The sequence below is a fragment of the Micromonospora polyrhachis genome, assembly GCF_014203835.1.
Taxonomy (GTDB): Bacteria; Actinomycetota; Actinomycetes; order Mycobacteriales; family Micromonosporaceae; genus Micromonospora_H; species Micromonospora_H polyrhachis.
This window is the reverse complement of record NZ_JACHJW010000001.1, coordinates 6,877,261-6,890,417: the sequence shown is the minus strand read 5'-3', so window position 1 is coordinate 6,890,417 and position 13,157 is coordinate 6,877,261. Positions and strand designations below refer to the sequence as shown.

Annotated in this window: 10 protein-coding genes; 4 read left to right on the top strand and 6 right to left on the bottom strand. The window is 69.8% G+C overall.

Going from position 1 to position 13,157, the window contains the following annotated elements; translation table 11 throughout:
• Positions 1-558 precede the first annotated feature (558 nt).
• The gene (locus tag FHR38_RS30545) at positions 559-1,305 is read left to right on the top strand and encodes an alanyl-tRNA editing protein (protein WP_184538683.1); all 747 of its coding nucleotides are present in this window, start codon (positions 559-561) and stop codon (positions 1,303-1,305) included.
• A gap of 73 nt (positions 1,306-1,378) precedes the next feature.
• Here the strand turns inward: FHR38_RS30545 and FHR38_RS30540 are convergent, their stop codons facing one another.
• Complete coding sequence (locus tag FHR38_RS30540; RefSeq protein WP_184538681.1) at positions 1,379-2,584, bottom strand: NAD(P)/FAD-dependent oxidoreductase; 1,206 nt, start codon at positions 2,582-2,584, stop codon at positions 1,379-1,381.
• Between the two features lie 192 nt (positions 2,585-2,776).
• Between FHR38_RS30540 and FHR38_RS30535 the strand changes: the two genes are divergently transcribed.
• From FHR38_RS30535 to FHR38_RS30525, 3 genes are all read left to right on the top strand, one after another.
• Positions 2,777-3,604, top strand: a complete 828-nt coding sequence (locus FHR38_RS30535; RefSeq protein WP_184538679.1) for a GntR family transcriptional regulator — start codon at positions 2,777-2,779, stop codon at positions 3,602-3,604.
• Positions 3,601-4,371, top strand: a complete 771-nt coding sequence (locus tag FHR38_RS30530) for a sulfite exporter TauE/SafE family protein (protein ID WP_184538677.1) — start codon at positions 3,601-3,603, stop codon at positions 4,369-4,371. Before FHR38_RS30535 ends, FHR38_RS30530 begins: the two co-directional genes overlap by 4 nt.
• Positions 4,372-4,597: 226 nt before the next feature.
• The gene (locus FHR38_RS30525; protein ID WP_184538675.1) at positions 4,598-6,385 is read left to right on the top strand and encodes a M28 family metallopeptidase; all 1,788 of its coding nucleotides are present in this window, start codon (positions 4,598-4,600) and stop codon (positions 6,383-6,385) included.
• A gap of 172 nt (positions 6,386-6,557) precedes the next feature.
• On the opposite strand, the gene FHR38_RS30520 is transcribed toward FHR38_RS30525, so the two are convergent.
• Genes FHR38_RS30520 through FHR38_RS30500 form a run of 5 tightly spaced genes read right to left on the bottom strand, consistent with a single transcriptional unit; the run spans position 6,558 to position 13,138 of the window.
• Positions 6,558-7,766, bottom strand: coding sequence for a vWA domain-containing protein (locus tag FHR38_RS30520; protein WP_184538673.1), 1,209 nt, complete (start codon positions 7,764-7,766; stop codon positions 6,558-6,560).
• A complete protein-coding gene (locus tag FHR38_RS30515; RefSeq protein WP_376771452.1) occupies positions 7,763-8,950 on the bottom strand; it encodes an AAA family ATPase in 1,188 nt (395 codons plus the stop codon). The genes FHR38_RS30520 and FHR38_RS30515 overlap by 4 nt, the downstream gene beginning before the upstream one ends.
• A complete protein-coding gene (locus FHR38_RS33410; protein WP_184538669.1) occupies positions 8,947-10,620 on the bottom strand; it encodes an ankyrin repeat domain-containing protein in 1,674 nt (557 codons plus the stop codon). The genes FHR38_RS30515 and FHR38_RS33410 overlap by 4 nt, the downstream gene beginning before the upstream one ends.
• Positions 10,617-11,774 carry a leucine-rich repeat domain-containing protein gene (locus FHR38_RS30505; protein ID WP_184538667.1) on the bottom strand — a complete coding sequence of 386 codons (1,158 nt, stop codon included), beginning with the start codon at positions 11,772-11,774 and terminating at the stop codon, positions 10,617-10,619. The genes FHR38_RS33410 and FHR38_RS30505 overlap by 4 nt, the downstream gene beginning before the upstream one ends.
• Positions 11,768-13,138 (bottom strand): SDR family NAD(P)-dependent oxidoreductase, encoded by a 1,371-nt coding sequence (locus FHR38_RS30500; RefSeq protein WP_312882491.1) that lies wholly within the window; start codon positions 13,136-13,138, stop codon positions 11,768-11,770. Before FHR38_RS30500 ends, FHR38_RS30505 begins: the two co-directional genes overlap by 7 nt.
• Positions 13,139-13,157: the final 19 nt, after the last annotated feature.

The following is a 13,157-nucleotide window of genomic DNA, read 5'->3' as shown; positions in this document are numbered from 1 at the left end:
GGTGGGGGAATGACGGGTCCGACCGGAATCTCCGGGGCCGCACCGAAGTGCGGGATCGGGTTGCCAACCGGCCTGACCGGGTGGTCATCTTGTCAGATGGCTTCGGTTCCCGCCCCGGTCCGGGACGTCTTCACGGTGTGCCTGATCGCGGTGACGGCGCTCTCGGTCGACGACCGGCTCTGTCGTCGCGGTGCCGTGCACGGCTGACCCGTCACCAGGTTCGCTGCGCCCGGCACCGTCCCCGCCAGTGCCCCCGCGAGCCGAGGACCCCCGATGCAGCCACCGTCCCGTTACCCGTCCACCGCCGGTCGACCCGGCTCTCGACCGTCCGACACTGCGTCTGACAGCGTCAGTGAGCGGTCCGATCCACCCACCCGGCCTTCCCTCGTGTCCCGGGCGCTTCGCGCCGTACGTCGGGTCGGGTCCGTGATGACTGCCGCCCACCAGCACCGGGTGCCGTTCTGAGTCGACGCCTGGTTCCGAACCGAGCCCGGTCCCAGGCCCACGAAACGCGCCTGGACGCGCTGCTTGCCACGTGGAAATCGATAGGCTTCGGCAATGGGTTTCGAACATCACGGACGTACCCGCCGGCTCGACTGGGTGGATCCGTCGATCCGTGAATGGGACTGTGTGGTCGTCTGGTCCGACCCAGCCGATCCGGACGCCGGGATCGTGCTTGACCAGTCGGCCTTCTACCCAGGCGGTGGGGGCCAACCACCGGACCACGGTGTGCTGCTCTGGCAGGGAGTGCAGACCCGGATCGTCGACTCGCGCAAGGGCGAGGACCTCCACCTGATTCCGGCCCCCGGCGATCCTGTGCCGCCGGCCGGGGTGACGGTGCGCGGTGCCGTCGACGACGAGCGGCGAAGCACGCTCATGCGTACCCACTCCGGGCTCCACGTGCTCTGCGGAGCGGCGTTCCGTGACTTTGGGGCACTGGTCACCGGTGGCAACATGTTGCCGGGGGAGGCCCGGATGGATTTCAACCTGCCAGAGGTTCCGCCCGGGTTCAAACAGTCCCTGGAGGACGCGGTCAACGCGGAGATCGTCGCCGACCGCAAGATCATCGTACGGGTGCTGCCCCGGGCGGAGGCGCTGGCCATTCCCGATCTGATACGGACCCAGGATGCGCTTCCCCCGTTGCAGACCCCGGAGATCCGGGTCGTGGACATCGTCGGCCTGGACGTCCAGGCCGACGGCGGGACGCACGTGGCCTCCACCGGCCAGGTCGGCCGGATCCAGGTCCAGAAGGTGGAGAGCAAGGGCCGGCAGAACCGGAGAGTGCGGATCCGGCTGGTCGAGTGAGCCGACCAGTTCCGGATCGCGGCCTGGGTATCTTCGGTCGCTCAGGCCCGGCCCGCCCGGTCCGGCTAGCTACTCAGGCCCGGCCCGCCAACATCAGATGCCAGTAGAGCGCGGGTAGTCCGTACCGTTTGAGCAGCCACATGTCCCGGCGTTCCCGGGTGGTGTCGATGAGCGGGAAGCTCGGCGTGGGGCGCATTGTGTAGTCGAACTCGGCCAGCAGCATCTTGTTCCGGGCGGTGGTGAGCGGGCAGGAGGCGTACCCGTCGTACGCAGCCGGGAGGGGACGGCCCTGGTGAGCCGCGTGCAGGTTCCGAACCAGCACCGGGGCCTGTTTCCGGATGGCCGCCCCGGTCTTGGAGTTGGGGGTGGAGCCGACGTCGCCGAGGGCGAACACGTCCGGGAACCGGACGTGCTGCATGGTGTGCTTGTCGACCTGGACATACCCGCCCGGGTTGTCCGGGTCGGCGAGCGGACTCGTCTTGATCCAGTCTGGGGCGGACTGCGGCGGCACGACGTGCAGCAGGTCGTAGTCGATCACGTCCCTTCCGCCCCGGACACGATCGACGATCACGGCCTGTCGGCTGTCCGGGTCCACCTGTACCATTTCGCTGTTCTTGCGTACCTCGATGCCGTACCGGGCGACCACTCGTTCGAGTTCCTCGGCGAACTCCGTCACCCCGAACATGCCGGGGGTGGGCAGGACCAGTACGAGCCGGATGTTGTCGAGCACCCCCTGCCGACGCCAGTGGTCCGCAGCCAGGTAGGCGATTTTCTGTGGTGCGCCGGCGCACTTGATCGGTCCGGCCGGCATGGTGAACACCGCCGTTCCCGATCTCATGCCCTGGATAAGTCGCCAGGTCTTCGGGGCGAGGTGGTAGGCGTAGTTGCTGGAGGCGTAGGGGGTGTCAACCGCCTCGGCCAGGCCGGGGATCCGGGTCCAGTCCAGTTGGATTCCGGGGCAGACGACGAGTTGGTCGTAGTGGATGACGCTGCCACCGGCGGTGGTGACCGAGTGCTCGTCCGGGTCGACCGCCACTGCGGCGTCCCGGATCCACGACACCCCCCGAGGTAGGACCGATGCCTGCGGCCGGGCGCTCTGCTCGATCGGGGCGCGTCCTCCGCCGACCAGCGTCCACAGCGGCTGGTAGTAGTGGGTGTCAGAGGGTTCGATCAGTCCCACGTCCGGGGCGCCGGCGCGACGGAGTCGGGCCGCGACGGTGATGCCGGCGCTACCACCGCCCACGATGAGGATCTGGTGATGCGAAGCTCGGATGGTCAAGGTCTGCCTCCGATGTTCCGGGGATGGGTCGGACCGGCGGCGGACCCCACCCCTGTGTGGGTCGCCGATCCGATCCGATCCGTCCGCCGTGGCCTGGTCCCTATCGAGGTAAACGACGCGGTGCCCGGTCGGGCTTCCGCGCCGCGCCTTGCCGGCCGGTTCGAATGTCCGTACATTACGACCTCGATGGAGATGTCAGCAAGGCGGAAAAGTTCCGTCACCGCGCGGAGTGCGCTCGACTCCGGAGCGGCGCCGGTCGACCGGAGCAGCGCCCTTCCCCTCTGGGCGCAGGTCCACGCCGACCTGCGACGTCGGCTCGACGCGGGTGAGTTCACCGACGCCTTTCCGGGGGAACACGCGCTGGTCACCGAGTACGCGGTGAGTCGCCACACGGTCCGTGAGGCGGTGCGGCGGCTGCGCGAGGACGGGAGCGTGATCGCCGAACGTGGCCGGCCACCTCGACTCGCCGGCACCGTGGAGATCATCCAACCGGTGGGTGCCCTCTACAGTCTGTTTGCCTCCGTCGAGGCTGCCGGGCAGCACCAGCGCAGCGTCGTGCGGATTCTCGACGTCCGAGCGGACGGCGTGGTCGCCGTCCGTCTCGGCCTGGAGGAGTCCACCCCGCTGCTACACCTGGAACGGCTGCGCCTGGCCGACGAGGAACCCCTGGCCGTGGACCGGGTCTGGCTGCCGGCGCAACTGGCCGCACCGTTGCTACAGGCCGACTTCACCCACACCGCGTTCTACGACGAGCTCGCCACCCGATGCGGGATACGTCCCACCGGTGGCCAGGAGACGATTCGTGCGGTGGTGCCGACCCCGGCGGAACGGCGGCTACTGGACCTCCCCGAGCGAGTGGCCGCGTTCACCATCGACCGGAGGACGGATCATCGGGGTCGGCCGATCGAGTGGCGGCACACGCTGGTACGTGGCGACCGGTTCGCGGTTACCGCCGCCTTTTCCGGCCGTACCGGGTACCACCTCGACGTAGCCAGCGCACCGGCTGGGATGACGAGGTGACCCTCGTCGCCATCCTGGCACTCGGCCTGGTCATTGGTACGGTTCTCGGCGCGCTGGGCGGCGGCGGTGCCATCCTCACCGTTCCTGTACTGGTCTATCTGCTCGACCAGCCGGCCGGGGAGGCCACCACCGGCAGCCTCGTGATCGTCGGGCTCACCTCGGTGGTGGGCGTGCTGAGTCACGCGAGATCCGGCAACGTACGCTGGCGTACAGGTCTCGCCTTCGGCGCCGCCGGTACGCTCGCCGCGCTGCTCGGCACCGTCTTCAACCGACACGTCGCGCAGGACGTCCTGCTGCTCGTCTTCGCGGCCTTCATGGTCCTCGCCGCGACCGGCATGCTCCTGCGCGTCCGTCCCGAAGGTGGGACCGATGCCGGCCAGGGCGAGGCGGCGTCGACCCGCACCCGTGCGCTGCGTCTGGTCGTGGCCGGCGCCGGGGTCGGGTTCCTCACCGGCTTCCTCGGTGTCGGTGGCGGCTTCATCATCGTGCCCGCGCTTGTCCTGGCCCTCGGCCTGCCCATGTCGGCCGCAGTCGGCACGTCCCTGCTCATCATCGTGGTCAATTCCGCTGTCGCGTTGCTGGCCCGGGCCGGCACCGCATCGTTCGACTGGGCTGTGATCGCCCCGTTCACCCTGGCCGCGATGGTGGGCACGCTGGGCGGTAAGCAGATCGCGGATCGGCTGCCGGCTGCGGTCGCCACCCGGGCCTTTGCTGTCCTTATCCTCATGGTCGCCGCGTACACCGCTGTCCGCACCCTCCTCTGGTGACGGGCCTTCCACAACCCCGCGCCCTTGCGGTTTTCCGACCGCCGACGGAACCGTTGACGTTCTAATCGCTACATGGGAATGTCTGGATGCCTAGTGGCGTCGTCGTGATCGGTCCCTCCCCGACTGACCCGGTGTGTGTGGGTCATGGTCGGGGACCGGGCCGGTAGCGACGATCCGACGACGGTCTGTTGACCGAAGTCCTCCTCCTAACCCCCAAGGAGCCCAGATGCGACGCAGAACGGTGACGGCAGGGCTGGCCCTGGCCGTGTTCGGTGCGATGGTGGTGGCCGCCCCCAGTCAGGCGACACCCGGCTCGGCGACGCTGCCCGCCCCAGCGGCCCGGACCGGCCCCCTGTCGGTCGCCACGTCGACCGCCGACGCCCCACCGGACATCGACGTGGCGAACCTCCAGGCACATCTGACAGAGTTCAACACCATCGCGTCGCAGAACGGCGGCAACCGGCGGGCCGGCAGCGCCGGCCACACCGCCTCGCTCACCTACGTCAAGAGTCGGCTCCAGACGGCGGGCTACACCGTCACCGAGCAGGTGTGCACCACCTGTACGTACCGGTCGAACAACCTGATCGCGGAGTGGCCCGGCGGTCCCGCCGACCAGGTGGTGATGTTCGGTGCCCATCTGGACGGCGTCTCGGCCGGTCCGGGGATCAACGACAACGCCTCCGGCTCCGCCGTCCTCTTGGAGAACGCGCTCGTCCTCGCGCAACGGAACCCGACGATGACCAAGCGGGTCCGGTTCGCCTGGTGGACCGACGAAGAGCAGGGACTCAACGGCTCGGAGTTCTACGTCGCCTCGCTCAACGCCACCCAGCGGAGCTACATCAAGGGCTACTACAACTTCGACATGGTGGCCTCGACCAACGGCGGTTACTTCATCAACCGCCTCACCTCGACGACGGCGGCACCGCTCAAGGCGTACTGGGACTCGCTCAACCTCCAGCCGGAGGAGAACACCGAGGGCCAGGGCCGCTCCGACGACTACCCGTTCCAGCAGGCCGGAATCCCCACCTCGGGATATGCGATGGGTGCCAGTGCCCGGAAGACCAGTGCCCAGGCTGCCAAGTGGGGCGGCACCGCGAACTCCGCGTACGACCCCTGCTACCACCGATCCTGCGACACCACCAGCAACGTCAACGCGACCGGCGTGAACCGCAGCGCCGATGGTGTCGCGTACGCGATCTGGAACCTTGCCGTCTCCTCAGGGCCGGTGCAGGACGACTTCTCGATCGCGGCCAACCCGGGCTCTGGCAGCGCCCAGCCGGGGGCCTCGACCAGCACCACGGTGTCGACGGCGGTCACCAGTGGGTCGGCCCAGACCGTCGCCCTGTCCGCGACCGGCGCGCCGAGCGGCGTGACAGTGTCGTTCACCCCGTCCTCGGTCCAGTCCGGGCAGTCCGCGACGGCGACCATCTCGGTCGGTACGGCGGTCGGCGCCGGCACTTACCAGATCACGATTACCGGGACCGGTACCGTGGCGACACGTAGCACCACCTACACCCTCACCGTGGGTGGTAGCGGCGGATGCGCCGGTGGCCAGAAGCTCGGTAACCCCGGCTTCGAGACCGGCACCAGCCCCTGGACCGGCACCACCGCCGCCATCGGCTCCTTCACCCAGCAGCCCGCCCACGGCGGCACCCGCGTCGCCTGGCTCGGCGGCAACGGACGCACCAGCACCGAAACCCTCTCCCAGAGCGTCACCCTGCCCGCCGGCTGCACCAACTACAACCTGAACTTCTGGCTCCACATCGACACCGCCGAAACCACCAGCAGCATCGCCTACGACACCTTCCGGGTCCAGGTCCTCAACTCCGCCGGCACCGTCCTGGGCACCCTGGCCACCTACTCCAACCTCAACAAGGCCACCGGCTACAGCCAGAAGACCTTCTCCCTCAACAGCTACGCCGGCCAGACCATCACCCTCCGATTCACCGCCACCGAAGACGTCTCCCTACAGACCTCCTTCGTCGTCGACGACACCGACCTCACCGTCTCCTGACCCGCTACCGGGGACGGCACTGATCCGATGGTGGCCACCGACGATTGCCGGGTGGCCACCATCGGACGACGGTCGGCCGCATGACCGACCGAACCGCTGAGCTACGACCGGGTCGGCGACACGATTCCCCGACGGGCATACGGGCAGGATGGCGCCGGAGTCGCGGGGATGGTCAGGCAAGCGGGATTCGGACCACGGCGATCCAGTCGGGTGGCTGCGGGGCGTCCACCCCCACCAGGCCTGCGATCACCCGGGTGCGGTCCAGTGGCGTTTCCGGCCACGGGGTGAGCCCGTCGGTCAGCACCACCACGAAATGGGGCGGCTCGGCTGCGCGTAGCGCCGCATCGATACCGACCCGCATGTCGGTTCCGCCGCCGCCGGCCAATACGACGTCCTGGACCGAGGTGACCCGGCGGGTGGCGTGCACGTCCGCGTCGCAGGCGATCACCGTCACCCGGTTGCCCCGGATCCCGACCGCCCGCAGCACGCCGGTGACCTCGCCCAGCACCGCGGCGAGGGCGTCATCCCCCATCGAACCCGAGGTGTCCACCACGATCGCGACACGGGGGAGCGGCTGGCGCAGACTCGGCAACACCACTCCCCGTAGTGCCCCACTACGGCGCGAAGGCCGGTGGTACGTATAGTCCACCGCGCCACTGGCCCAGGCCGCCGCCTCGCGTACCAGCCCGGTCAGCACCTGGCGCCAGTCGACCGTGGGTTCGAGCACCTGGTCGGCCCACCGTTGCCAGCCGCCCGGCACCGTGCCCCGGCTTCGCAGGTGTGACCGGATGCCCTGCGCGGTCTGCCGACGGATCGCATCGGCCTCCACCGGTCGTACCGTCGCCGTGCCGGTGGCGACGCCGAGTTCCCATGGCTCGGCCCGACCGTGCGCGCCTGAACCACAGTTCGCCGTGTGCCCGCTCGGTGGCAGCATCGGCAGGTACTGCTCGAAGAGCAGTCCCATGGGCAGCCCCATCGACATCGGATCTACCCGACCGTCCGGTAGGGGCATCCGCTCGGCGAGTAGGTCGTCGTTGATCTCGCAGTCCTGTGCCACGTTGACCCGGCGGTGGTCGTCCCGCTGACTGGCGCTGAGCAGGTCGGCCCGGCCATGGTGGTCCCGCAGCAGGTGCGCCACCTCGTGGACCCAGACTGCGGCCAGCTGTTCGACCGGTAACCGGGCGACGAACGCCGGTGAGACGTAGCACCGCCAGTGTCGATCCACCGCCATCGTGGGCACCTCGTCGCTGGCGACCACGGTCATGCTGAACAGGGCGGTCGCCAGGTAGGGCCGGTCGTTGGCGGCTCGGAACCGGGCGGCCAACAGTTTCGTCCGGTCCAACGCGGCGCCGGGCGACACCCGCTGCGCCGGGTCGGTCATGCTGGGCTGGGCAGACGGCCGGAGAGTCGCAGTACGTCGACGAAGGCATCGATCGTGGCCGGTACCGGCCAGTCGATCTGCCGCATCGCCGCCAGGTCCACTGCCGCCCGGGCCGCGACGTCGGGCACCCCGGCGGCCACGGCCTTGGCCAGTACGGTCCAACCGGCCTCCCACCGTGGCCGGGTCGTCCGGGCCTGCACCGCCGAGACCGTGGCAGTCAGGAAGGCCAGTTGCCGATCCCCTCGCTCGGGCAGTCGGAACGCGTCAGGATCGGCGAGCACCCGTTCCGGGTCGGGCAGGTCCAGCTCGTCCAGATAGTTGAGGAACTCCAGCCCTGCCCCGTCGCCGACCGCGCCGACCACCGCCGCGCGGAACGCCTCCTGTCCGGTACGGGCGGCATGGTGGAAGGCGAGCAGCCGGAGCACCATCTCCCAGCTCCGGGGCGACGCCCAGGCCCCGCCCCGAGACTCGGCGTCGGCGGGTAGGTGATGCGTCAGGCCGGGTCGGGCGGTGAGGAATCCGGCGATCGTGCCACGTGCCCGGGCGACCGCGCTGTCCAACCGGTTGCGGTCGACGGTCGGCATTTCGACTGCCGGCCAGGTGCCGGCCAGCCCTCGGGCCACGACCTGTGGATTGTGGACCCAGTGCAGGTGGACGAAGCGGTTGGCCAGCGGCGGGCTCAGGTGCCAGCCGTCGGCGGCACTGGTCGGCGGGTTCGCGGCGGCCACGATCCGTACCCGGGGCGGCAGCTCCAGGCTCCCCACTCGGCGTTCCAGCACCACCCGCAGCAGGGCTGCCTGGACTGCCGGCGGAGCGGAGGAGAGCTCGTCGAAGAAGATCAGCCCCTCGCCCCGCCGGGCGATCCGTACCGCCCAGTCCGGCGGGGCCATCGGCACCCCGTCAACGGCCGGGTCCGCACCCACGATGGGCAGGCCGGCGAAGTCCGACGGTTCGTGCACGCTGGCGATGACCGTCTCCAGCGGGGTGCCGAGGCCGTCGGCGAGCTGTTGCAGCGTTGCCGACTTGCCGATCCCGGGCTCGCCCCAGAGCAACACCGGCAGGTTCGCCGATACGGCCATCGCCAGCGCCGCCACCTGAGGGTCGTCGGCGTGTTCCGTACGCCAGGCGCGGGTGGCCGCGATCAGCTCGTCGGCAACGGCCAACCGGTCGGTCTCGCCGGTCACCGCGCGGTCCATTCCTTGAGCAGGTGGTAGATGCGGCCGATGGCGCTGTCCTCTCGATCCTCGTCGTCGTCGTCGTAGTACTCGGCACCGCTCTTGTAGTAGGCCAGCTCGAACGGACTCATGCCCTCGTGGTCCTTCGCGTTCGGATCGGCACCGTTCTCCAACAGCGCCCGGACCAGTTCCAAGCTGCCCACATCGCCGACCGCAACACTCAGCGGGGTACGACCCTTCGCGTCCGGAGTATCGATGGCCAGGCCGGCGGCGAGCAGCCGGGGCAGTACCTCGGTGTGGTCCATGGCCCGGAGGTGGTGCAGGAGGGACCTACCACGGCCGTCCCGCAGATGCGGGTCCATCCCGGTGTCGAGCAGAGGCAGCAGCGTACGTGATCCCCCGTGCAGCACCCGTTGCAGGATGTCCTGCCGCTGCTGTCGGAGCTGTCGGGGTAGTCGACCACGACCGCTGGTCCACCGGTGCTGGATCGCGAAGCAGCCGGTCACCTGCCCGCCGAGACTGCGCAGCACCTGCTCACGCTGTGCCTCCTCCGGCGTGTGCGAGGGCGTGTCGAGCTTTCCTTCGCGGTACTCGACCGTATGCCACTCGCTCCGGCAACGCACCCGAACCGGAACCTCGGCCGGTGGGATCGGTTCCGGCGAGGCGTTTTCCGACAGCACCGGAAACAGCGCGTGGCGGACCAGCGGATGCAGCTCCTCGGGCGTGATCAGCTCGTGCCACAGCAGGTCCAGGTCGGGCGGCCGTCGGCTCACCACCGATCCGATCTGACGGTCGTCGCGTTTCCGCTTAACCAGGCTGGCGCGCGGACGATCCCGGTCGGTCATGTCCAGCTTGACCCGCACACCCCAGTCCACGTTGACCACCGAGGTCGGGCTGCCATAGCGGGTCGCCAGCCGATCGGCCTCGTAGGGCAGGAGAGTCAAGTGGTAGGGGTACTCGACGAGGGCCCGCTCCTGTGACTCGTAGTGGGGTGTCCCGTCGGCCGGGGTCGGGTCGAAGTCGACCCCGGCGAGCCGCCAGGCTTCGAGGAACTCACCCTCATGTAGCCGTCTGAGGACTGCCTCGCACTGGCTGGCCCGGTCCGTCGGGTCGAACTTCTCGGCGAACTCGGCCACCGGTAGTGGTGTGCCGTCGGGATCGAATCGCGGTAGCCGCTCGGCGGAGCCACCGTACGCGTACCGCAGCAACTCGACGTGTTCGACGCTCCAGAGGTAGGGAGGCAGATCGTATATCGCGTGACCTTTGGCGGACGAGTCGAGCAGGTCGAGGCGCAGTCGCTGCGACCCGTCCACCGTGCTCGGCAGCCGTACCGACAGCAGGGGAGTGTCGTCGGTCAGCCGGTCCGGTAGCAGGGAGAGGACCCAGCGCTGGTCCGTGGCCAGGCTGGTCCGGCCGCCCAGCGCCCGGGGCAGATGCCAGCGCAGCAGGTCGGGAGCGAGCAGCGACAACTCCACTTCGATTCGCTCAGCGGTGTCGGCCCCGAACTGGTCAGCCACCTCCGCGAGATCGAAGCCGAGGTCGATCCGGCCGGCCGCGCACGCTCCCCGCCAGTCGTTGGCTCGCTGACGCTGGGCGCACTCCTCGATCATCCACTCCGGCACCGCGTACCGCCGGATCCGCTGCCACGTCGACAGTTCGGCCAGGTCGATGCCGGTCACCGGTACACGCTCGCGATGGCTCGAAGGTCCGGGTGCGCCGGGGTGAGCGCCCGATCGGCGGGTTGCAGGGTGGCCGTGGCCCGCCGACGCATCCGGCGAGGCACCCCGCCGTTGAGGCCGAGGTATTCCAGCGTGGGATGCCCGTCCAGGGCGGCCAGCAGCAACTTCGCGCCCCGACCAGTGATCCCGCTATGCCGTAGGTCGAGACGGCGCAGACTGCTGCCGGGTAGTGCCGCCGCCAATGCCGCGGCCCCTTCGTCGCCAACCACGTTGCCCGACGCACCCAACGCACGCTCGGATGGTGGCCGGGCCAGGTCTAGCGCCAGCCAGCCCGACAGCCGGCCGGCGAGGGTGGCGACGCCGACCGGGGTGATGCCGTTACCGCCCAGGCCGAAGGTCATCGGCAGGCCAGTGGCGGACTCGACCAGCGCGGCGACGCCACCGTCGCCGAGGTGGTTGGCGGCCAGGTACAGCTCGCGGATGCCTGCCTGGTGAATCAGCCCGGTCAGCGTCGGGACGGCCTCGGGGCCCAGACCGTTGCCGCCCAGGAAGAGCCGTTCCAGCGGGGTTTCCCGCTCGGCCAGTGTCTCGGCCAGCCGGGTCAGGCCACGTGCGGTGACGCCCACGTTGACCAGGTCGAGGGTACGCAGGCTGCGGTTGCCGGCCAGCGCGGCGCACAATCGCAGCACGCCCTCGTCGCCGATCGGATTGCGCTTGAGCCACAGCGCGCGGACGATCTGGTCTCCGGCGAGTCGTCCGGCCAGCGCCTCCACCCCGGCCGGGTTGATCCGGTTGCAGCCCAGATAGAGGGTCTCGAGCCGATGACCGGGTATGAGCGCCTCGGCCACCGCCTGTGCCCCCTCGTCGCCGAGGCCGTTGGTGCCCAGCAGCAGATGACGGGTATGTCCCGACCGGGCGGCGGCGAGCGCCACCCGGGACGTCATCGTCGGACCGACGCCCTGCTTGCACAGGTCGAGCCGACCGTCCGGTTGCAGGGTGCCACGGGGAAACTCCTCGGACTGCTCGACCCCGGCAGGGTCACCGAGGCGGGCCAGCAGCGGCCCGAAGTCGGCGGGATCGGCCAGCCCGGTCTCCGGGTGGCTGATCGCCGGGCAGCGTACGGGGGTCGCCGTGGGCTCGGGGCCGTCTACCACTGGACACTCCGGTAGTCCTTGAGGAATTGACCGTGCACCGGGTGACCAGCCACACCGCGCACGATCGGGTCGTAGACCCGGGCCGCACCGTCGATCATGTCCAGGGGCGGCCGGAACCCCGCCTCCCGCTGGGCGGTCTTGCCCGGGTGGGGCCGCTCGTCGGTGACCCAACCGGTGTCGACGCTGTTCATGTGGATGCCCGAGCGCTGGTAGTCGTCGGCGACGGTCCGGGTGAACATGTTCAGCGCGGCCTTCGCCATGTTGGTGTGCGGGTGCCGGGCCGTCTTGTTGCGTCGTGAGTAGCTGCCCTCCATCGCCGACACCTGGACCACGTACCGGTCGGGGTGCGGCGACGCCGTCAACAGCGGCCGGAGTCGGGAGGTGAGCAGGAAGGGCACGAACGCATTCACCACCTGCACCTGTAGCCACTCCTGTGGGGTGACCTCGCTGTCGCGCAGCATCCAACTGTTGACCGGTCGCAGATCGAGTGGCTGCCCGGTTTCGTCGGTTCGACCGGTGGGGAAGAGCGCGGCCAGTGCGGCAGGCAGGTGCGCCGGGTCTGGCTCGGCCGGCGCGACGGCTGCGGTGGTCAGTTCGAGCCGGGCCGCTCGGCCGGAGAGTCCTTCGCGTTCGGCGGCCCGGACCGCGCGATGGAATTCGGGTGGTCGGTACAGCGTCTGCGCGGCATTGTTGATCAGAATGTCCAGGCTGTCCCAGCGTTTCCCGGTGGTCGAGACCAGGTCGAGCACCGCACCGAGGTCGAGGAAGTCGACGCCGTGCAGGTGGAGCCGGTCGGACCAGTCGTCGAAGTCGGGCAACTCGGCGTAGCGTCGCGCCGCGTCCCGGGGAAACCGGGTGGTGACCAGGACGTCGGCACCGTCGCGGAGCAGTTTCAACGCGGTGTGGAAGCCGATCTTCACCCGGCCGCCGGTGACCAGCGCACGTCGGCCGCGCAGATCGCACCGGGCGCTCCGGCGGGCCGTGTTCTCCTGGGCGCAGTCCGGGCAGAGTTGGTGGTAGTCCGAGTCCACCTCGCGGTAGCTGTCCTTACAGACATAGCACCGGCGGGACCGCCGCAACATCGACCGCTCGACCGCCGACACCATGCCGCGCTCCTCGCTGGCGGGCGGCGCCGTGGGGGCGGGTATCTCGTCCCAGAACCGACGGGCGGTCGCCAGCAGGGCCTGATCGTGCTGCCGGTCCTCGGCGGAACGGGTTCGCTTCCGTCGCTTCTTCGCGTCCCGGTACGCCTCGGCCGCAGCGCGTTCCACCCGTGCGGTCAACTCCGGATCGAGCGTCCCCGCACCCGCCGCCGCGAGCACCCGGAGGCAGACCTCCACCTCGCCGTGGCCGATCGACGGCACGTCTCTCCTCCCCCCAGAG